Origin of the sequence: Pseudomonas sp. BIC9C (assembly GCF_034541995.1) — a bacterium.
Taxonomy (GTDB): Bacteria; Pseudomonadota; Gammaproteobacteria; order Pseudomonadales; family Pseudomonadaceae; genus Aquipseudomonas; species Aquipseudomonas fluorescens_CC.
In genome coordinates this window covers 416,825-437,629 of record NZ_JAWDGM010000006.1, presented here as the reverse complement: position 1 = coordinate 437,629, position 20,805 = coordinate 416,825, and the positions used below count along the sequence as shown (strand labels likewise).

At 56.7% G+C, this 20,805-nt stretch carries 14 protein-coding genes and 2 pseudogenes; 5 read left to right on the top strand and 11 right to left on the bottom strand.

Translation table 11 applies throughout. From position 1 onward, the window contains the following. Positions 1 to 661: 661 nt before the first annotated feature. The 11 genes from RS887_RS25625 to RS887_RS25575 form a co-directional block, all read right to left on the bottom strand. Positions 662 to 1,840, bottom strand: a complete 1,179-nt coding sequence (locus tag RS887_RS25625; RefSeq protein ID WP_322617568.1) for a hypothetical protein — start codon at positions 1,838 to 1,840, stop codon at positions 662 to 664. A gap of 44 nt (positions 1,841 to 1,884) precedes the next feature. Continuing rightward, positions 1,885 to 3,189: an MFS transporter gene (locus tag RS887_RS25620; RefSeq protein WP_322617567.1), complete on the bottom strand. Its 1,305-nt coding sequence runs from the start codon at positions 3,187 to 3,189 to the stop codon at positions 1,885 to 1,887. A gap of 45 nt (positions 3,190 to 3,234) precedes the next feature. Then, the gene (locus RS887_RS25615) at positions 3,235 to 4,362 is read right to left on the bottom strand and encodes a HesA/MoeB/ThiF family protein (RefSeq protein ID WP_322617566.1); all 1,128 of its coding nucleotides are present in this window, start codon (positions 4,360 to 4,362) and stop codon (positions 3,235 to 3,237) included. A gap of 277 nt (positions 4,363 to 4,639) precedes the next feature. Further along, positions 4,640 to 5,410, bottom strand: coding sequence for a hypothetical protein (locus RS887_RS25610; protein ID WP_322617565.1), 771 nt, complete (start codon positions 5,408 to 5,410; stop codon positions 4,640 to 4,642). Positions 5,411 to 5,413: 3 nt separating this feature from the next. Then, positions 5,414 to 6,085, bottom strand: a complete 672-nt coding sequence (locus tag RS887_RS25605) for a TfuA-like protein (RefSeq protein ID WP_322617564.1) — start codon at positions 6,083 to 6,085, stop codon at positions 5,414 to 5,416. Further along, positions 6,066 to 7,283, bottom strand: a complete 1,218-nt coding sequence (locus tag RS887_RS25600; protein ID WP_322617563.1) for a YcaO-like family protein — start codon at positions 7,281 to 7,283, stop codon at positions 6,066 to 6,068. The genes RS887_RS25605 and RS887_RS25600 overlap by 20 nt, the downstream gene beginning before the upstream one ends. Positions 7,284 to 7,374: 91 nt before the next feature. Continuing rightward, positions 7,375 to 7,545, bottom strand: a complete 171-nt coding sequence (locus tag RS887_RS25595) for a hypothetical protein (protein ID WP_322617562.1) — start codon at positions 7,543 to 7,545, stop codon at positions 7,375 to 7,377. A gap of 743 nt (positions 7,546 to 8,288) precedes the next feature. Beyond that, on the bottom strand, positions 8,289 to 9,323 hold the full coding sequence (locus RS887_RS25590; protein ID WP_322617561.1) for a DUF2955 domain-containing protein: 1,035 nt from the start codon (positions 9,321 to 9,323) through the stop codon (positions 8,289 to 8,291). Further along, entirely contained in the window at positions 9,313 to 10,428 is a 1,116-nt protein-coding gene (locus RS887_RS25585; protein WP_322617560.1) for an HlyD family secretion protein, read from the bottom strand. The genes RS887_RS25590 and RS887_RS25585 overlap by 11 nt, the downstream gene beginning before the upstream one ends. Beyond that, positions 10,421 to 11,932, bottom strand: a complete 1,512-nt coding sequence (locus RS887_RS25580) for a TolC family protein (protein ID WP_322617559.1) — start codon at positions 11,930 to 11,932, stop codon at positions 10,421 to 10,423. The genes RS887_RS25585 and RS887_RS25580 overlap by 8 nt, the downstream gene beginning before the upstream one ends. A gap of 14 nt (positions 11,933 to 11,946) precedes the next feature. Then, entirely contained in the window at positions 11,947 to 13,077 is a 1,131-nt protein-coding gene (locus tag RS887_RS25575; protein WP_322617558.1) for an AI-2E family transporter, read from the bottom strand. Between the two features lie 574 nt (positions 13,078 to 13,651). Here RS887_RS25575 and RS887_RS25570 point away from each other — a divergent pair. From RS887_RS25570 to RS887_RS25550, 5 genes and pseudogenes are all read left to right on the top strand, one after another. After that, positions 13,652 to 14,554 carry a LysR family transcriptional regulator gene (locus RS887_RS25570; protein ID WP_322617557.1) on the top strand — a complete coding sequence of 301 codons (903 nt, stop codon included), beginning with the start codon at positions 13,652 to 13,654 and terminating at the stop codon, positions 14,552 to 14,554. Positions 14,555 to 14,681: 127 nt separating this feature from the next. Next, positions 14,682 to 15,308: a glutathione S-transferase gene (locus RS887_RS25565; RefSeq protein ID WP_322617556.1), complete on the top strand. Its 627-nt coding sequence runs from the start codon at positions 14,682 to 14,684 to the stop codon at positions 15,306 to 15,308. Between the two features lie 63 nt (positions 15,309 to 15,371). Continuing rightward, positions 15,372 to 17,402 carry a pyridoxamine 5'-phosphate oxidase family protein gene (locus RS887_RS25560; protein WP_322617555.1) on the top strand — a complete coding sequence of 677 codons (2,031 nt, stop codon included), beginning with the start codon at positions 15,372 to 15,374 and terminating at the stop codon, positions 17,400 to 17,402. Between the two features lie 109 nt (positions 17,403 to 17,511). Beyond that, positions 17,512 to 18,706: pseudogene (locus tag RS887_RS25555) on the top strand (DUF3142 domain-containing protein). Next, positions 18,693 to 20,803, top strand: a pseudogene (locus RS887_RS25550) (hypothetical protein). Before RS887_RS25555 ends, RS887_RS25550 begins: the two co-directional pseudogenes overlap by 14 nt. The last annotated feature ends 2 nt before the right edge of the window (positions 20,804 to 20,805 follow it).

Here is a 20,805-nt window from a genome sequence, read left to right as displayed (position 1 = left end):
ATAACTGTCGTATCTGGTAGTAGAGCGATGCCCTTTTGCGGACTCTGTCAGGCGTTAGTAGCGATCATAATCAGAAACGACAGTCTGTAGCATAAACTGACCTCATCAGCCCAAGCCATCGCAAACTATCGGCTGTTGCCCTGTACAAAGTTTTTATCTTCAATTGACTGTAGTCGTACCAATTTTAAGATCAAATGCGGTTTTTTTTTATTTTCATATGACTCACTCGCCGTAAGCTATTGATTGGCAGCGAGGTCGTTTTACGTTCTGTTGACTGATGAAAGTAGTCCGACGAAATAAAATCTGTCGCAACGCATTTGAAACTGGCGTCGAAATCCGCCGCGAGGCGTCTAGGCCGCCAGTGTTGTCGGTGCACCAGCCTTCGTCATGTGGCGTCCTGGGCGCTTGGGTGCCGGTTTGCGACAGTTTTTATTTGGTAAGCCATATGCCGAACACTCCAAAAACCGGTGTCGCGACAGTTTTTATTTCACCTTTCTCGCCGGCCAGCGCCTGTAATCGCTGGGTACGGTGCGACAGCTTTTATTTCGTAGGAACAAGCTGTTTGTGATTAAAAATGTTTTGAGACCATCAGCTCAACGTGGTTGACGGGGCGGCAAGATCGCCCCGTCACAGCTCAGTCTGTTGACATCCGATAGTTGAACTATCCTGACGTGGATTTCGATGTCGTGGGTGTGAGAAATACACTGAGTGATAATCGCGCCAGGGCCCGTCGAAAACCTTCCAATTTAGATAAATCCCCTCTTGTCCCATGGATAATGACGCTATAGGCATAGGGGAGTAGTCCTTCCAGCCACTCTCTGGGGTGGATAACTACGCTGTTCTCTAATGTTGATACAACCCAATCTGGTAGCCACGACACATCACGGTCCGAGAAGTTAACTTCGCCGGCGATCAACAACGCGAGCGTAATACGCAGCGACGACTTTTCTTTCACTAATCGCTCTTGCAGCGCTTGGCAAGCTTCGGGGTTATCCAGTATCGAGCGAAGATCGTCGGGTTTGCTTAGCTTCAACGGGGCTGGAAGCAGCGCAGACAACGCTGGTAACGTGTCCGCCCAGCGTTTTCTCACCTCTTGATCAATCCCTGCGAAATCCAGTGCCGGGAGGATTGGCGGCGTGTGTTGGATAACAGTGGGCACCAAATAGCGCAGGCGAAGGCTCATGATGTCCATAAAAAGTCGATCACTGGCGCATAACGACTCCAGGGCAGGCACGGTGTCCAGTTTGGTTGATGGCGGCGGTCCAATAATGAACGTTGCATTGCGTCGGTGGGGCAGGTAATGAACGTCGCCCCAGCTATTGTTTAGGCAGTGGGCGAGCCAAGCTTGGGGCGTAGGACCGTTAAGTGGCGCCAGGTTCATTGGGACGCCAAAACCATTAAACACCACGTGACCAAGGGGATTGAGGCGGCTCTTCAATAGTTGGTGGAAGTCGTGTTCAAACACGATCGGGGTATAACCGTTCTGAGTGTAAAGGTCGACAATAATGACGTCGTAACGGTCGGTGTTGACGACTAGGAAGTGCTCGGCATCGGCGATCTCGCTGTCAAAGTCGATATGCGCTGCCATTCGGTTCCGATTTTCGAGGCTGCGCACCAGTGCTGTCTCGTCCAGATCAATAGCCATTAGACTGGCCACCCTGGTGCTGGCTGCGATCGGTGCCAGTCCTACACCGTCTGAAAGTCCTAGCATCAGAACCGAGATGTGATTCTTAGCTGGATCCCCCAGAAAACCGATACAGCCCATGTCATCATAATATTGGCCGCAGAAGATCTGTTCGTGTCGCGCAGATCCAAGACGATCCTTGAGCTCCGGCATCATGTAAGGCCACTCCGTTTGAAAGGGCAGGAGTACGGCGACGCACGTTAGTGCGCAAACGCGTTTGGGTATTTGTCCTGATATGCATTATTGAGCTGCGTATCTTGGGAGCGCATGAAAAGTTTAAAGTCCGGTACTAGAAGGACCAGCAGTGATAACACCAATACCATGACGCCTAGCAGCGTAATTGTCAGGGCGACTCCCAAGTAGGTGATCAGGGCGTTCATCGCGAAACTGCCCAAGGGGCTAGCCGCTGCAGACAGAAATGAAACAGTGGCAAAAATCCGGTTGCGATGGAGCTTGGGCGTCGCCAGCAATCTCACCGCAGAGGTAGGAATATTGATTAACATCAGGCCGATGCCGCCGCAGAAAAAGGCCGCTGGTACGATGAACGACGATGAAATAGTGCCAACCACCACTAGGTTGCCTCCCAGTAGTGCAAAACCTGCGGAGACGCACATGTCACGAGGGACCCGTTCGGATAACCACCCGATGATTTTGTAACTTCCTGCCAAAATACCCAGCCCGAAGCACGAATCCAGAAGACCAATGTAAGTGACCGGGTATTGGATGACGTCCTTTACGTACAGTGGGATCAAGATAGTGAAAAATGGAAACAGGGCGAAATTGATCAGCATCGCAATAATGGCTAGGTAAAATTCGACTTTCACGCCATAAACCACTTTGAAGCCTGAATAGATCATGCTGAAGCCACTGGCGTGTGGTGTTTTTTCGCATGGGTCAACTGCACCGATGTGGCTGGGGATGGTTGCAATCAATGCCCCGGCGATGAGAATTGCAAAAAAATCGGTGACAAAGGCGATAGTGATACCGAACCCGTAAATCAACCCACTGGCCAGAACCGGCCCCAGAAGAATAGAAAAGGACGACATCACACTTTTGGTCCGAAAGGCCAAGGAGACTTTATCGTCATCTGAAAACAACGGAATAATCGACGCCTGGAGAGGGTCGCGCACGCCGACGATCGCACTGCTGAGCATCATCAGGGCGCCAACCGTCCAAGGGTTGAATGTTCCCGTGGCAGACAATAGAACCATTAATAAAGATGTGAGAAAGCTGATCCATGAGGTCAGTTTGATGATGAGTATTTTGTTGTACTTATCGCCTAGCCATCCCAGCAGAGGTTTGGCTAACACCTCCGCCGCAATGGAACAGGCAATCATGTTGGCAAAATAGAGCGCAGAGCCAGTTTCTTGCAGAGCCCACCAAGCCACCGCCAGTTGATTGCAACGTCCACCCAAAACCATCAGAAAAAAACTGAATTGCACTTTCAGAAGACGTCGGTCGATGTCGGGCAAACTCCACTTAACACCTGCAAACATTGCGCTCATTGACGTACCTTTGATCCGGATAAGGCGACTACGCCAGTAGGTCGTTCAAGAAACGACGGGAAGATTTTCATCCGGGTAGATAGTCAGATAGCGCTCGACGCCACCCTCAAGGCAATAGAGTTCAGCATCTTGGCTGATGCTGCGAACTGCCAGTAAGGCTGCCTTGCTCCTAACACCGGATTTGCAATAAAAAACGATACGGCAGGCAGGGTCGAGTTCTCCCTGGCGCTTGATGATGTCTTTAAGCGGAATTAGTTTGCCGCCCAGCGAGCGCTGCTGATGCTCACTAACGTCGCGTACATCGACCAATTGAAATGGCGTATATGTCGCTATCCAGTCATGCAATGTGTCGGGTGATAGCCAGTCGTTCTCGCGCCATGCGGGGATAGTTGTGGCACCAAGCGCATTCCCAGGGATCCCGGCACGTATTTTTTTGTCGATGTTCAATAGATGGAAAGTGTTGTCTAGGCAGTCGATAGACAACAATTGCCCGCTCAAGGGCTCACCGGCATCGAGAATGAGCTTTAGTACTTCATTGGCCTGAAGGCAACCAAGCAAGCCAGGCACGACACCAAGAACGCCCGCTTCCGAGCAGCTTTGTGTCAGGTGCGGTGGTGGCGGTGTTTCGAACAGATCTCGGAAGCAAGGCCCCCTTTGGTTAGTGTGCCGGTTGTAATAGTTAAATACCGACACCTGTCCTTCGAATTGACTGATCGCTGCATAGACCATAGGTTTTTCGCACTCGATACAGGCGTCACTTATGAGGTATTTAGCCTCGAAGTTATCAGTGGCATCGACGATGATGTCGTAATCCGCCAGCAGTGACAGGACATTGTCCGTATTCAGCGTCGTGACAACGGTGTGGATGACGATATCCGAGTTCAACTGATTGATGCGACGCTTGGCCGCCAATACTTTCAGGTCGCCTACATCGGCAATCGTATAGAGTATTTGTCGGTGTAAGTTACTCACGTCGACGATGTCGTCATCAACGATACCGATCGTCCCGACGCCGGCACCTGCCAGGTACAAAAGTACCGGGCAGCCTAGTCCCCCTGCGCCGACTACCAACACTTTACTGTCTATGAGGCATTGTTGCCCCTGAACGCCGATCTCACTAAGGATGACCTGGCGGGCATAACGGGTGGTATCTGCCTTCAGATTGCATTGCATTTCAGCCACCTGCCACTGCGTTAACCAGAATTAAGTGCGAATTACCGTTCAATGGACAATGGCGGTGATGCTCACTGGCCACGGACATGCCGTCGACAAACAACCCTACGAATGGCAACGGGCACAAATTCTCAGAGAAGACCGGGCCAATAAGACCGGGAAAACGTGCGGTTAAATTTCTCAGTACATCGTTAATACACAAGCCTTCAGTGATGTATGTTTTATGTTGATCGGTATATGGCATGAACTGCCGGGGAAAGTGTATGACTACCATGGGTCATCCTTGAATGGTGTCGATTGTCAGATCATTGGAGAACGAATCAAGTCTGGAGGTGATCAGTTTTCCAATTTCGGACAGTTCGGTCGAAGTCTTGAGAGTAGCCAAACTTTTGAGGAAATACTGGTGCAAATAGTCGAGTCGTTCAGGACGAGCTCGCTCGGAACCGCTGGCCAGCAACCGCCGATGGTAGTTCACGGCGCTGACCGCAAACAGGCAAGCCAGCAAGACACCTCTAGGATTCTTGTCGCCGGTTCCGGATGGCAGTATGTAGTTGTTCGAACTACCCTTAAGCTGGAAGTCATAAATTTCGGCGATCAGGCTGGACCAGATATGGGAGAGCTCATGCACAAGCAATTCTTCAAGGTCGGTGATAGTTGTAAACGCAGCTTCGCCAAAAAATATTTGTTGCGGTAGCACAGGATTGGTCAGGCTAACCTGTTGGTTAGTCAACTTGTGTATTCTGATCGGTAGGTCCAACAAACTTGTCCATTCCGGCAGCAGGACTTTGAGGTTACTTTTTGCCTCGGTCAGCATATACAGTTCGGCTTTACCAAGCGGTTGATGTGGCGGAAACGTGGGTGCGCCTTCGACGTGTCGGTTATACAAATTTGTGGCGAAGTCTGGCTGCAAATAGTCTATTAAAGGTAATTCGTTTCCTTCGATATTTTTACGTACAACGGCGACGAGCGTTAGAAGTTTCATGCTATTGAACATAGGGTTTACAAAAGGTAAACCGCCTATTTCAAATAGTATCTCTGAAGGCGACATTTTTTATACCTCCCTAGTCCATGGTTGCAGTTTGAGAAAGTTTGCCAAGTCTAGGCTCTTTATTCTGTAGGCGGAAAAGTTGGCTATGGCGCTGTCTATTTGTTTCTCTGAGATAGCGAGAGCTAACAAAGCCTCCCTCAAACGATTTAGTGTTCTATTTCCGTACCACATATTTTTCAGATACGTAAGTAGATCGTGTTCCTGTTCTTGCGTAATTATCTGTTCAGTCGTCCATTGTCTTAAAAATTGCCTGATATGTATAAGTGGTTCGCTCAGTGGAAGAAAAGGCTCTTGTGCTTGATGTATCAGGGTTACCTCATCGTCGGACATGTCCTGGTTGCTGGCGAATAGTCGATACACTTCACCAAAGCCTGTCATTCCAAGCGTATCCATTTCACAGGCGCGAATGGCCCCCATGGACGATAATCCCCAAATTCGCCAACCAGCGTTCACGGCGTCCAGTATCTCGGCATGACCGACTGCCGGGTGCACATGGAACACGCCATCGACAATTGCAAGGTTTGAGGGGGGGGAATGCATCATTAGCCGTTCGATGTCACCGCGCTTGATTGGCGGACGCAATACCAGTCCACCACTGCACAGTAGTTGACTATCTATCCCTTGCAAGGAGGGACCAGCAAACAGCGTGCATACCTCAAGCGCTTTGTTTGACATATGTAAGTAACCTCGGACCAACCCTTTTCAAACCGGGTTCAAAGACTTCAAGCCCCGGAATAATTATTCTGACCACAGAGATGTCTTCTGCCGCTTCACTGAGCAAGACCCTTAGAACGGTGCTGAGTCCGACACGCTGCAATCGCTCAATTAGCAACTCCCAAGCTGATTCGATCGTAGGTACTGCGGCTTCCTGGCAATCGATGGAGGAATAATCGATCATCTGATCTCGGGATGTGGCCACAGTACGCAAGCGTGAGATGGCCTGAAGTTCAACCGAACGCCCCCTCTTCTCGAAGTATTTGACGCGTTCGATAATGTCGTCTCGGCCTCCGTGGATGTGGCTTAAACGACTTTGGGCCGCCTCGCAGATGGCCCTGATCAATGCGATTTTCTTAATGGGATGCAAACCTGAACCCGTGGCCACAGAGATAGGAGAATGGGAGGACTCTTCCATGATAAAAGCCTGAAAGTAGGCCAAGCCAAAACAGTTCTCGGTATAACGAATCGATAGATTTAATCCCGCATCGTTGATTTTAATAATAAGAGCATCAATTTCTGTGCAGTAGCTATCCAGATTGACGAGACGTGAACGGTCATGTACGTGGTTAAAGGCTTGAATATCGCGCTCCATGAGTTCACAAACAGCGTGTACCGAGGCTTCCTCTAAGTCATTACCAGACGCCAAGCCACTTGAGCTTTCCCCGAAGAGTCGTTGTCCTGGGTTTTCGGGGTAGGGGATGAATACCAGTTCGGCTGGTGCAAGCACTTTTTGTTTGCGTAATACATCTTCTACTTCGATAGCCATGATTAACGAATCGGGTTCGACGGAGAAGCCATACAGCATGCAGAATTGATTGAATGCTATTCGTCCTTCGTGGCTTTTAATGAGTTGTCTCGGTGTGCTCCTTAACAGTTTCAGTTGCGCGGTGTTGTATTGCGCAAGGCTGAACTCGATGGCCTCCATGTACGCGCCTATCTTAGCTTCTACTGGTCTTAGACCCTTGCCAGCGTTTACACAAAGAGATCCCTTAAGTGCATCGGGTCGTATGCTGGCGAATACCGGAATGCCGATGCGGTCTAGCCAGGTTGTGTCTGTTACTCGCGTAATTCCCAAGCGAGGGGCTAAATTATTAACGATAATTTTTAAAGTTTCTTCCGCACTACGACGACGAAGGCTAGAACTTAACCTGTGCATAAATTATTACATCGCTATTAATGAGAGGTATAAGAAAGTTCCATGTTCGGTTTTCAAGTAAACGGGAGGGAATAGCTTCCCTCCCGTTTTTTCAGGCTGCGATTTTAATGTCTTCATGCAGACTCAACACATTGTTGTTCGACTGATGCGCCACAAAGCCGGCGTGCATCAGGCTTTCATCGTTGAGAAGATCGGAGAACTTTTCTGCAGTTTCTACATCGAGTTTAAGATCGAATGTTTCATTGTTTAATGTGGAATCCATTTTCTTTGTCCTATCCATAATATTACGTTTTAGAAAAAATCGTTGTGCAGCGGCTATGATTTTTCGCAGGTAATACAAAAGGCGTCAAACGATTCGCATGACGATTAGGTTGAATTTTTATTTTTACGGATGCAACTTACACAGCCTAGTAAATTTTCTTACAGTAACTGGCTAAGTTAGTGGCCATTCCGCAGAACGAAGCACAGAGGTGAGCAGCGAGCCACCGAGGGACAGGTTACCTACTCCAGGCCGGCTTAAGTCCTAAAGGATTGACACCAGACAACATGATTTGAAGCAATAGTTAACCCCCCCCCCGATTCAAGGGAGGCTTTTTCAGCTGTCGCATCAGACCCGTGCCGTGTTCTTTCGACGTTACAGCAATCTCTTGAGCGCTAATGTGTGGTGTTGCTTGACTATCTCCATCATGACAGCCGTCATTACTGCGGTGGATACTCCGAATATTAGGATACAGTTGGCCGCCTCAAAGTGGACTGAGTAGACGGCACTGCTGGCTCATGACTACGTCGCCCAAATGGTCATTTGCAAATAATTGCCAATCAGCATCACCACTATGACCATCGACAACAAACGAATTTGTTCGAGCCACGATGGAGGCGCACAGAGGTCACGTCGCAGAGCTACATAGCACCGCAGACAAAAGACCAAGTATATCGCCTGCAAAAAACAGGCATAGCATGATCACTGGTAACCTATTAACAGATTTCGGAACTTGGCTGTGTTCCTTACGGGCTGGATTGGGTGACATGACGCCGTTGCCGCCGCGTGTCGAGCAAATACACCATCACACAGGCGTACAAGGTCACCAGAATGAACAGCCCCATGCGGATGGCGAAGGCGGTGTAGACATCCTTGCCCGCTGCACTGTCCTGGACCGACTGGCCGAGCAGAATGATCAGGGTTGCCAGGCTGTTGAGCCAGAAACTCGGTGGTTGTCGAGTCCTGGCCAAGCCATAGAGTTTTCTGGCCACCAGCAAGCCGAACAGCAACATCCACAGAAAGAACATCCACAGGTTGACGAACAGGCTCAGCGCGCACCAGAAAACAATCGCCATCAGGCCACCGAGCAGGGTCGAGCCGAGCAATTCCTGGCCGGCGGTGCGGGCGCTGGTGGCGCAGCTTTGTTGGCCGAGACTGACGGCTTTCATGATGATCGGCAGGTAGCTGGCCGGGTCGACCATGGCCAGCAGGAAAGTCGGCAGCACCACCAGCGTGGCACGCAGCGCCAGCCAACCGCTTTCGGCAGGAGAAAGGCTCGGGCCGGGTTTAGCCACGGGGGCGCTGGCGGGGTCGGGAAACAGCCAATGGCTGATAGTCAGCGTCAAGACTGCCAGGAACAGGCCCTTGACGAGGGCCACGATCACCTCAAGCGCCAGGGCGAATTCAGCGGTTCCGGCCGAACTGATCAAGGTCAGGCCCACTACCAGGAAAGTCGCTACCAGCGGGTTGCCGCCGCGCAGGCCATAACCGAAGGCCAGGAACAGGCATAGCCCAACCAGCAGCACGCCACTGAGCGGGTAGTAACGCAGCAGGGGAATGAGCAGCAGGCCGCTCCCGGTGGTCAGCAACAGGATCAGGATCAGGCCCAGGCTGGCCTTGAACGGCAACGGTCGGTTCATCGCCGCCAGCATCATCAGCGCCAGCATCGGCGCGAGGAACGGGATAGGCAAGGCCAGGCCGAAGCTCGCCGCCAGGCACAACGCCGTGCCGAAGCCAAGGCGCAGGGCGCGCTGAACGCGGGCCGGGCGCTCAATACGCATAGGACATCCAGCTCATCAGGCGCAGGAACAGGCGACCCAGGATATTCAGCGGGTTCCCTTCACTCGGGAACGCCATGACTTCGGCCTGGCCGCCGGCGCGGATGCCCTGTGGACTGGTCAGCTCACCTGGTTCGAACTCGATGATGACCGGAAAGCGCTGGGCAGGACGTAGCCAATCGCGGCTGTTCTCCACTTTCGGCAGGCTGCCCGGCTGGGTGCTCTGACCGACATCGACGCCATAGCCGACGCTGCGCACATGGCCTTTGAAAATTCTCCCCGGCAGGGCATCGAGGACGATGGACACCGGCGTCCCGGGCTGGACACTTCCCAGGTTGTTTTCGGTCATGTCGGCGCTGATCCAGACATCGTGGATGGCGATCAGGGTCATCACCGGCGCACCGGCGGAGGCGAACTGGCCGACATCGGTGCGCAAATCGGTGATCAGGCCGGCCGAACGCGCGTGGATCTTCGTATTGCTCAAGTCCAGCTCGGCCTTTTCAAGGTTGCTGGCGGCGCTGAGCAACTGGGCGTTCTCTGCTTCATTGCCACCCTGTTGTTCGCGTGCACGTTGCACTTCGGCCTTGGCCGCCGCGACCTGGCTGATGGACTCTTCCAGGGTGGCGCGGGAGATCTCCAGGCGTCGCAGCGAGATGGTGCCCGGGTCTTCGCGGTACAGGCGTTCGAGCCGCTGGATGTCCTGGCGTGCCTTGAGCTCATTGGCCTGGGACGCGCGCAGCGACGCTTGCTTCGATTCGACACCGGCAGTGTTGGCGCCCACCTGGCGACGGGTCGACTCAAGGTCGGCGCGGGCGCGATCGACGGCAATCTGGTACTGCTCCGGATTGACTTCAAACAGCAATTCGCCTGCCTTGACGTCCTGGTTGTTGCGCACGTGCACCTGGGTCACCCGACCGGCAACCTCAGCCGCCACCGGCACGATGAAGGCCTGTACCCGTGCCTGTTGCGTATAGGGCGTGTAACGGTCGGCCATCAGGTACCAGACCAGACTCAGGATGATCAGCAGCACCACCCAGTTGATCGCTTTTCTGGCCGGGTCGGCGGCGGGTCCCGAGGCGTTCTCGACCGGTTGTTGGCTGTCACTCATGGGCATTTTCCTTCGGTTCGTCGAGCAGATCGCCCCAATCGGTCCGTTGTTGCATCTGTTTGCGGGTGGCCGGGTCGAGCATCGGCTGGTCGCTGTACCAGCCGCCGCCCAGGGCCTTGTACAGGGCGATCAGGCTGTTGACGGCGGTGCCACGGTTGACCAGGTAGATATCCTGTTGGGCAAACAGGGCGCGCTGGGCATCCAGCACGCGCTGGAAGTCCGAATAGCCTTCGCGGTATTGGGCATTGGCCAGGGTCACCGAACGTTCGGCGGCCACCGATGCATCGCTGAGGATCCGGTCGCGCTCCAGTGCCTTGATCAAGCCGGTCGCGGCGTCGTCCGCCTCGCGTGCCGCCTGGCGCACGCTGTCCTGGTAGATAACGATCAACTGCTGCAAGCGCGCATCCTGCACGCGGACGTTGTTGGTGATCCGGCCATGGTCGAAGATGTCCCAGCGCAGGCTGGGGCCAGCCACCAGGTCGAGGGTATTGGACGCACCGTTGAGCGAGCTGGCGGACCAGACGATGCTGCCCAGCAGGCTGATGGATGGGTACAGGTCAGTCTCGGCCACACCGATCAACGCCGATTGCGCCGCCACTTGCAGCTCGGCAGCACGAACATCGGGGCGCCGCACCAGCAGGTTGGCCGGCACATCCTGCAAGACCGCGGTATCGAGCAGAGGCACCACGCCGGTGTTGCGATCCAGGTCAGGGATCGAGCCGGGTGGCTGGCCGATCAGGGTGGACAACGCGTTGCGCAAGCTCGCCACCTGACTCTCGAAATCCGGGATGGTACTCAGGGTGCCCAGGTACTGGGTCTTGGCCTGTTGCAGATCGAGTTCGGCTTCGGCCCCGCTTTTGAACAGGCGCTCGGTGATCTCGTAGCTGCGTTTTTGCAAGCTGGCGTTACTGCGGGCGATGGCCAGGCGCGCCTCGGCGGTACGCAGGGCGTAATAGGTTTGCGCCAGTTGCGCGTGCAACAGCACCAGGACATTTTCATAGTTGGCCTGAGCGGCAAACCAGGACGCATCGGCTGACTCGATGGCACGGCTGAAACGCCCCCAGAAATCCAGCTCCCAACCGATATCGAAACCGGCGCTGTATTGCCAGAAATGCGTGTCCTGAGGGTTGGCGCCACCCGATTGCCGGCGGTTCAGGTACAGGCTGTCGGCGCTGGCCTGCTGCAATTGCGGGTAGCGTCCACTCAGGGCAATGCCCAATTGTGCGCGGGATTCCATGACCCGCAGGCCAGCGACCTGCAGGTCGGCGTTATGCACATCGGCTTGGGCAATCAAGTGGTCCAGGACCGGGTCGTCGAACACATGCCACCATTGGCGGCTATCCGGTTGTGCGCGTTTTTGCCCGGCGATTTCCAGGGCCGGGCTGTTCCAGTGTTCGACCCAGGGCTGGGCCGGTGACTGGAAATCCGGACCCAGTTGCACACAGCCCCCCAGGACAGCAGTCCCACAGATCAGCAGCCAGCTGATGCGAGCAGGGCATGGCATCAGGCGCAGACTCTTCAGAGGGGACGCTGATCGTCGATTGCCTCGATTTGCGGTGTCTCGTTCTGTACCTCGGCAGACGGCTGGTCCTGGACCCATTGCCAGAACAGTTGGTAGCCCACCGCCAGCGCAACCGGCCCGATGAACAAACCAATGAAGCCGCCGCTCACCATGCCGCCCAGGGCGCCAATCAGAATCACCGGCATCGGGACATCAACGCCACGACCCAGCATCAATGGCTTGAGGACGTTGTCGGCCATCCCGGCAATCAGGCTGTAGATGCAAAACACGATGGTGGCCAGGCTGGTCCCTTCGGTGGCGAAGACATAGGCGATCACCGGTAGGGTCACCAGCAGTACTGGCAATTGCATGATCCCCATCAACAGCGCAACCATCGCCAGCAGGCCGGCACCGGGGACGCCCATGAGCACGAAGCCAACGCCCACCAGCAGCATCTGGATAAACGCGATGCCCACCACGCCCTGGGCGACTGCGCGGATGGTTGCCGTGCACAGCTCGGTGATGCGTGGGCCGCGCTCAGGTCCGGAAAGACGCGAGGTGATGGCCAGTGCGCTTCTTTCGCCGTTTCCGCCATAGGCCATGAGCACACCGGCAATGATCAGTGCACCGATGAACAACAGGAAGCCCACACCAACGTCGGCCATTTTGCCCAACAAGGTCAGGCCGACGGACTTGAGATACGGCATCAGCTTCATCAGCACGCTGCTCATATCGGTGGCGGCTTGCATCCAGTAGCCATAGAGCGGCTTGCCAATGAGCGGCAGGGAAGCGATTTTTTCGCTGGGGAGCGGAATCTGTAGCGTATCGGACTTGAGGATCGCCAGAGCGCCCTGTACCGACTCACTGATCGAGGTGCCCAGCAGATAGATCGGCACCATCAGCAAGGCCAGGGCGACCACCACGATCAGGGTGGCGGCATGACCGTCCTTGTTGACCAGCTTACGCTTGATGAGCGCATGCAGCGGATACAGGGTGATGGCCAGGATCACCGCCCAGAGCATGAGGTTGAGGAATGGGTGGAAGATCTGGAAGCAAAACAGCACCAGCACGGTAATCAGTCCGGCACGTATCAGTACATCGAGCAAACCACCGGACAGTGCTCTTGCGGAAATGTTTGTGCGCAACATTTTCGAACTCCTTTCGGTGTCACCAGGTTAGCCAGCTAGTTGAAGTTCACTCTTCCCTGCTAAATGAATCTCGGAAGCAGGATCGATGGACACCGTCCAAGCGTTAACAACTAACGCCTTATTTCATCCAGGTAAAATCAACGAGCTACCTACTAACACTCAATAGGTAACAGGGTGGTATGTAGTATAGGAGCAGTCGTATATTCCGCCTGTTTACGCAGGCTGGAATTCTGCTGCAGTGGATGGAATCCGCTGACGAGTCCATGCCTGCAAACGGGTACAGGGCCAAGCCAATGGCGCTTTTCCCTGTCAGGCATTAGCCCTTGCAGCGGACTGGTCCGGATAATTGCGAACTGTCGTACCCGTCGCAAGAAAATAATCCTCAATAATTATCAATAATCCCCAGGCCGCTCTTTGAGGTTTGTGACACGCTTCGTTTTTACAGTGGAAGCGCTAGAGTGCAGTAGCCCATTGATTTACTTGATGGTCGGGCGCCCAACTAGATTGTTGAACGCCTGCGCTTAACCTTCCGGCCTTCGGTTGCGATTTATCTATCTGAAATGAGGACATGCCCATGGACCGCTTCCAGGAAATGCAGGTCTTCGCTGCCGTCGCCCAGGAACAGGGTTTTTCGGCGGCGGCGCGGCGTTTGGGTCTGTCGGCGGCCAGTGTCACCCGAGCGGTGGCGGCGCTGGAGAAGCGCATCGGTACGCAACTGCTTACGCGCACGACGCGCAGCGTGTATTTGAGTGAGGCCGGTCAGCGATATCTGGAGGATTGTCGGAGAATTCTCGCCGAGGTGCAGGAAGCCGAGGACTCGGCGGCAGGCAGCCACATCCATCCTCGTGGGCAACTGACCATCACCGCTCCGGTTTTGTTTGGCGAGCTGTTTGTCACGCCGCTGATGGTGAGCTACCTGACGCAATTCCCCGAAGTCTGCATCAACGCGCTGCTGGTGGACCGGGTGGTGAGCGTAGTCGAGGAGGGCGTCGATGTGGCCATCCGCATTGGCGAACTGCCTGACAGCAATCAGCATGCGATCCGTGTGGGGGACGTGCGGCGGGTGATCTGCGCCTCGCCACAGTTTCTCGTCAGTCATGGTCGGCCCAGGCACCCACAGGAACTGGCCCAGGCGCCGATCATTGGGACATCGGCCATAGGCCAATTGCGGAGTTGGCCATTCATTGAAGACGGTGAAACCTTGAGTGTCCGGGCTGAGCCGCGACTGGTGGTGACGGCAAATCAGGCGGCCATCACGGCGGCCAGTTTGGGGTTGGGCTTCACGCGGGTGCTGTCTTATCAAGTTGCGAGCAAGGTGGCTGCCGGAGAGCTGGAAATCATTCTGGCGGACTTCGAACTGCCGCCGTTGCCCATCCATGTGATCTATCAGGGCGGACGTAAAGCACCGGCCCGGGTGCGCAGTTTTGTTGATTTCGCGGTGAAGACGCTGCGCGAACATCCGGCGCTCAAGTGTTGAGTTATTTCACCAGGTGAAATAATTGATTGCGTTTTCTGGTGATTCTGTTGTTTTGGTTGAAGGTAGAGTATTCACCTCATTGGCGCTGATCTCTCCTGAACAGCACCACTCACCCGAGGTGTCGACCATGCAAGCGATCAAACTCTACAACTTTCCACGTTCCGGCCACGCTCATCGTGTCGAGTTGATGCTGTCCCTGCTGAAATTGCCGATTGAGTTGATCTTCGTTGATCTCGCAAAGGGCGAACACAAGCAACCGGCGTTCCTGGCGCTCAATGCCTTCGGCCAGGTGCCGGTGATTGATGACCAGGGTGTGGTGCTGGCTGACTCGAACGCGATTCTGGTTTATCTGGCGCAAAAGTACGGCAACGGTCGCTGGCTGCCGGCTGATCCGGTGGGTGCCGCCAAGGTCCAGCGCTGGTTGTCGGTGGCTGCCGGTCCGATTGCCTTCGGTCCTGCCCGGGCAAGGTTGATCACTGTGTTTGGCGCGCCTTACAACGCTGAAGAAGTGATTGCCTACGCCCATACCGTGCTCAAAGTGATCGATCACGAACTGGCCAATACGCCGTATCTGGCTGGCAGCGAGCCGACGGTGGCCGATGTCGCGGCCTACAGCTACATCGCCCATGCGCCGGAAGGCAATGTGTCGCTGGACGAGTACGCTAACATCCGCGCCTGGCTGGCCCGCATCGAAGCCTTGCCGGGTTTTGTCGGCATGCCGCGCACCGTCGCCGGTTTGCAAAAAACTGCCTGACGCCCGCGGCCCGGAGTTGCCGGGCCGCCCCGTTCTGCGCCACTGGCGCAGGGGAGAAGCCGTATGGACCGTTCACCCTGGCATGCCGGCGAGAAACAATTGCAGGCGCATGTGGGCGTTGCCGAACGAATGGAGGTGTTCGGTCGCAAGGTGATTCGCAGCGAGATGCCGGACCAGCACCGCACGTTCTATCAGCAATTGCCGTTCATGCTGTATGGAGCGGTGGATGCCAATGGACATCCATGGGCCAGTATCCTTGAAGGCCAGCCCGGCTTCGCACACTCGCCAGAGCCGGGCCTGCTGCAATTTCGCAGCTTGCCTGCCCTTGATGATCCTGCGCAGTTGAGCGACGGTTCGGCGATCGGCCTGTTGGGCATCGAGCTGCATACCCGCCGTCGCAACCGCATCAATGGGCATGTCCGCGGCATGACAACCGGCGGTTTCGCGGTGACGGTGGATCAGTCCTTCGGCAATTGCCCGCAGTACATTCAGTTGCGCCAGTTTCACTCGGTGCCACTGGCCGACCCTTCGACGCGTGTCGCCCAGCATTTCAGCGAACTGGATGACGCGGCCAAGGCCATGATCGCCGAGGCGGACACATTCTTCGTTGCCAGTTATGTGGAGGTCGATGGCGAGCGCTCGGTGGATGTGTCGCACCGTGGCGGCCAGACCGGTTTCGTACAGGTGGAAGGCAATCGCCTGACCATTCCGGATTTCGCCGGCAACCTGCATTTCAACACCTTGGGCAACCTGCTGCTCAATCCCCGGGCCGGGTTGTTGTTCATCGATTTCAATACCGGTGATTTGCTGCAGCTCAGCGGGCGCACCGAAATTATCCTGGAGGGCCCGCAGGTCGAGGCGTTCCAGGGCGCCGAGCGTCTGTGGACAATCGATGTCGAGCAAGTCGTACGGCGCCCGGCCGCCCTGGCGTTGCGCTGGCGCTTCGACGGTGTTTCACCCACCAGTTTGCTCACCGGCACATGGGAGCAGGCCACCGCGCGTTTGCAGGCCAAAGCGCTGGGTGATCAATGGCGGCCGTTGCGGGTGGCGCGGATTGAAGCGCAAAGCCACAACATTCGCTCGATTTACCTGGAGCCCGCCGATGGGGCCGGGTTGCCACTGTTTCAGGCCGGGCAGCATTTGCCCCTGCGCTTCAACATTGACGGTGATGTGCACATTCGCACGTACAGTTTATCGAGCGCGCCGTCCGATGATTTTTTCCGCATCAGTGTGAAGCGTGACGGGCGAGTGTCTACGCATTTGCATGAGCAGATTCGGGTCGGCGACCTGCTGGAGGCGCGGGCACCGCAAGGGCATTTCACCGTGGCGCCCCATGAACGTCGGCCACTGGTGTTGCTGGCGGCCGGGGTGGGCATCACGCCGCTGTTGTCGATGCTGCGAGAGGTGGTCTACCAGGGATTGCGCACCCGCCGTATCCGCCCGACATGGTTTATCCAGAGTTCGCGCACGCTGGCCGACCAGCCGTTTCGCCGGGAGCTGGATCGCTTGCTCGAAGACGCCGGTGACGCGGTGCGGGTAGTGCGTTTGCTTAGCCAACCGGAAGCCGGGGCGATACAAGGCGAGGACTTCGACCTCTGTGGGCGGATCGACGTCGCGCTGCTCAAGGATCTGCTGACAGTCGAGGACTACGATCAGCTGGACTTTGTTGTCTGTGGCCCGGGAAGTTTTACCCAGGCGCTGTACGACGGCCTGCGCGAGTTGGACATTCGCGATTCGCGGATTTACGCCGAAACCTTCGGCCCGTCCACCTTGCGCCGGCACCCGGACCCCGATGCCGTGGTCATCGAGCAACCGCCAGCCGCCACCACCTCCGTGCCCGTGGTGTTCCAGCGTTCAGCCAAGGAAGCGCGCTGGCAGCCGGAGGGCGGCAGCTTGCTGGAGTTGGCGGAAAGCCGTGGCCTGCGCCCGGAATTCAGTTGTCGCGGTGGCTCCTGCGGCACCTGCAAGACGCGCTTGATCAGTGGTCAGGTGCATTACCCACTGCCGCCAGCGGAGGTGCCGGATGACGGACAAGTGCTGATTTGCTGTGCGATTCCGGCGCAGGGAGCGCAGCCGTTGGTGCTCGATATATGAAGGAGGATTGCAGGCGAACATTGCCCGTCGGTCAACGGCTGAGTAGGGTAGGGGCAGAACGAACAAGGGCCGCACAGGCCCTTTCTGCCTTTCAGGAACAGGCGTTTCAATGTTTTTTTTCACTCGCTCGATCGCCTTGCTGATGGCGCTGACGCTGACCACCGGTTGCGAAAGACAGGACCCACCGCCGCTGGATCAGCAACTCTACGTCTGGCAGCGGCAGTGGACGCCGGCCCACGACGCAGCCCTCAGGGACAGCCGCACAGATTTTTCGACGTTGCGGGTGCTGGCCTTGCAGGCCTTCCCCAAGGCGGGCTGGAGCCGAGCCCGAGTGGATTGGCAGTTGCTCAAGCGCGACGGGCGACCGGTGATTGCGGTGGTTCGTCTGGATGGGCAGCTCAAGGCGCTGGATCAGGAAGAGATCACAGCGCAAATCCACCAGATGATCAGCGATTGGCAGGGGCAAGGGTTGAACCTCGCCGGCGTGGAAATCGACCACGATGCGGGTAATGCCCGGCTACCGGCGTACCGCGAATTTCTCGCGCATTTGCGTGAAGCGTTGCCGACTTCGCTGCCGCTGAGCATCACCGCATTGCCGTCCTGGCTCGACAGTCGCGAACTGCCGGCGCTGTTATCCACAGTCGACAGTAGCGTGTTGCAGGTGCATGCGGTGAGCGATCCGCTTCGCGGTTTGTTTGATGCCGATCAGGCCCGGCAATGGGCGAAGGCTTGGAGCCGCACCACGACAAAACCTTTCTATCTGGCGCTGCCGGCCTATGGCGTGGCGTTGCTGCCGTCGGCGGGCGGCGCGCCTGTTGTGGAAAGCGAAGTGACCGTGGAACGTGAAGGCCTGCGCCGGGAATTACTGGCCGATCCGCAGTCATTGCGCACCCTCGGCAGCGAACTGCGGGTCGATCCACCGAAGCATCTGGCGGGCCTGATCTGGTTCCGCCTGCCATTGGCCAACGACCGTCGGGCCTGGAGTCTGACCACCTTGCGCGCCGTGGCTCGCGGTGATGTCCTCGACAGTCGATTGACGCTGAAACTCTCGGCCGACAATGGCCTCTATGACATCGGCATCAGCAACCAGGGCAATCTCGACAGCGCCTGGCCCGAACGCCTGACCCTGGCGGTCAGTGGTTGTGAGGGGGCCGATGCCCTGGCCGGTTACGCGTTGCAACAGCGTCCGGATCTGCTTACCTTCACCCGCCTGCGCGACGGTCGAATACCGGCCGGCGGACAGCGTGCCATTGGTTGGGCTCGCTGCGCACCTTGATCAAGGAGGTTCGAATGTTCACCCGTAACTGGCTGCGTCATTTGCTTTGCCTGAGCCTCAGTCTGCCGCTGGGTTCGGCGCTGGCCTGCGGCCCGGACTTTCCCGTGCGCCTGTTGGATAACCGTGGCCAGTCGCTGGCGGAACTGCCGGAAGGCAACTTCGGCTTCGAAATCAACCGCCTTGGCCACGCCATCAAAGGGTTGAAGAACGTCCCTGTTGGCGCCCACTACAGCGATGAACCTGACCTTGTAGTGCAGCGGGATCAGGCCGAGCAGGCGGACTTTCCGCTGAGCAACAAGTGTTGGTGAAACACCTGCGCAGCCTGACCGATGCCCGTCAGGTTGAAACCGAAGGGACGCAACTGCCGCCCGAGCTCAGGTTGTACCTGGCAGGCGCCGTGGCATTTGGCGCGGGTGATACGGCCCTGGCCGCCGGGTATTTCAAGCAAGTGCTGGCCTTGCCCGCAGAACAACGGGCTTCGCGCAGCACCTGGGCGGCTTACTCGCTGGGGCGCGCGCTGTTCGCCATGAGCGCCGAAGCCAATGCGGGTCCGGATCTGCTCGAACAATCCCGCAAGGCCTTTGAGCTAACCCGACAACTGAGCATCGACGGCTTCAGCGATCCACTGGAACTGGGTGTCGCCAGCCTTGGCGAAGAAGCCCGGGTGGTACGCACCACCGGGGACTGGAACCGTGCCATCGAGCTGTACGCCACGCAAAATCTGCACGGCTCCACGGTGGGCTATGACTCGCTGAAGCTATTGATGACTGACTTGATGACGCTGCCGGATGATCAAGTGGCCGAGCTGCTCAAGGGCCAGCCCGTGCAGCAATTGGTGACCGCATCGCTGATCAGCCGGTTGGGCTGGTCGTTCGGCGATCAACCCGCCAATGAACAAAAATGATCAAGCTGCTGCAAAACAGCACCCGCGGCAGTCTCGAAAACGCCGACCGCCTGGCGGCGATGAATTATCAACAGGGCGATTACGCCAGTGCCAAAGTTTTCCTCGAACATGCTGGCGATGGCGGGTTGGCCTGGTGGCTGCAGGCAAAACTGGCGGTGCGCGAGGGCGATAAAACCGCGGCCGCCGCAGCCTATGCCAGCTGGCCCAGGCCTTCCCGCAGAATGAATCCTGGGGCGAGCGACGGACCCGGACTTCGAGTACGAAACGCTGCAGCCTAAATGCCGTGTCGAGGGTGAAAGTGCGATCCTGGCCCTGCAACGCGGGGATTACCTGCAAGCCTTCGATCAGTTGTATCGCAGCCAAAGCATTTACTGGTTCGACGCCGCCACAGTGGCCGAGCGCGTGTTGACCCTCGAAGAACTCAAGCACTACGTCGACACACAAGTGCCGGCCCCGCCGCCGCTCAGCCAGCAGGACCGCGACAACTACGTGCCCCTGCCGGTGGCGGCGAGCCTGCGCAATCTGTTGGGGCGGCGTTTGTTGCGCGAAGGGCATTACGAGCAAGCGCTGGCTTACTTCGACAATGACGACTTGCGGCACAAGGCCAAGCTGTATGGCGAGCAACGTCTGGCGGCTGATTCGGCCTGGTGGCCGACTCGTCGCGCCGCAGCGCTGTTCAATGCGGCCTGGACGGCACGCGAGTGGGGCATGGACATTCTGGGCTATGAAATGGCGCCGGATTACGCCACGTTCGGCGGTAACTACGTTCTCGAAAACGCCGAACTCAAGGTCGATCCATTAGTGGCCGAAGACGAAGTGAAGCGTCAGCAGGCCAGCGCTGCCCAGCCTGATCAGCGTTACCACTATCGCTTCGTGGCCACGGCGCTGGCGAGCAAGGCGGCGGATAACTTGCCTCACACCAGCCAGGCGTTTGCGGCGGTGTTGTGCGAGGCGTCGGGGTGGAACAGCAGTCTCGAGGAGCAAAGTGCGATTTATCAGCGCTATGTCAAAGAAGGGCCTTACGTGGAATGGGCCGCCGATTTCGGCCACCAATGCCCGTACCCCGACTTCGAGAACGCCGACAAGCGCTACGTGACCCAAGTCACCGACGCTGCGCGTTCGGCCTTGCGCCCGTACAAGACGCCATTGCAGGTCGGTGGCGTACTGGCGGTCGCGGCAGCCGCGCTGTTGTTGTTCAATCGCCGCCGCAAGGCGCAGTGAGA

Bases quoted from the DNA above. Each gene is read 5' to 3' on its own strand.
- RS887_RS25625 (WP_322617568.1), bottom strand. From the start codon at position 1,840: ATGATGCCGGAGCTCAAGGATCGTCTTGGATCTGCGCGACACGAACAG.
- RS887_RS25620 (WP_322617567.1), bottom strand. From the start codon at position 3,189: ATGAGCGCAATGTTTGCAGGTGTTAAGTGGAGTTTGCCCGACATCGAC.
- RS887_RS25615 (WP_322617566.1), bottom strand. From the start codon at position 4,362: ATGCAATGCAATCTGAAGGCAGATACCACCCGTTATGCCCGCCAGGTC.
- RS887_RS25610 (WP_322617565.1), bottom strand. From the start codon at position 5,410: ATGTCGCCTTCAGAGATACTATTTGAAATAGGCGGTTTACCTTTTGTA.
- RS887_RS25605 (WP_322617564.1), bottom strand. From the start codon at position 6,085: ATGTCAAACAAAGCGCTTGAGGTATGCACGCTGTTTGCTGGTCCCTCC.
- RS887_RS25600 (WP_322617563.1), bottom strand. From the start codon at position 7,283: ATGCACAGGTTAAGTTCTAGCCTTCGTCGTCGTAGTGCGGAAGAAACT.
- RS887_RS25595 (WP_322617562.1), bottom strand. From the start codon at position 7,545: ATGGATTCCACATTAAACAATGAAACATTCGATCTTAAACTCGATGTA.
- RS887_RS25590 (WP_322617561.1), bottom strand. From the start codon at position 9,323: ATGCGTATTGAGCGCCCGGCCCGCGTTCAGCGCGCCCTGCGCCTTGGC.
- RS887_RS25585 (WP_322617560.1), bottom strand. From the start codon at position 10,428: ATGAGTGACAGCCAACAACCGGTCGAGAACGCCTCGGGACCCGCCGCC.
- RS887_RS25580 (WP_322617559.1), bottom strand. From the start codon at position 11,932: ATGCCATGCCCTGCTCGCATCAGCTGGCTGCTGATCTGTGGGACTGCT.
- RS887_RS25575 (WP_322617558.1), bottom strand. From the start codon at position 13,077: ATGTTGCGCACAAACATTTCCGCAAGAGCACTGTCCGGTGGTTTGCTC.
- RS887_RS25570 (WP_322617557.1), top strand. From the start codon at position 13,652: ATGGACCGCTTCCAGGAAATGCAGGTCTTCGCTGCCGTCGCCCAGGAA.
- RS887_RS25565 (WP_322617556.1), top strand. From the start codon at position 14,682: ATGCAAGCGATCAAACTCTACAACTTTCCACGTTCCGGCCACGCTCAT.
- RS887_RS25560 (WP_322617555.1), top strand. From the start codon at position 15,372: ATGGACCGTTCACCCTGGCATGCCGGCGAGAAACAATTGCAGGCGCAT.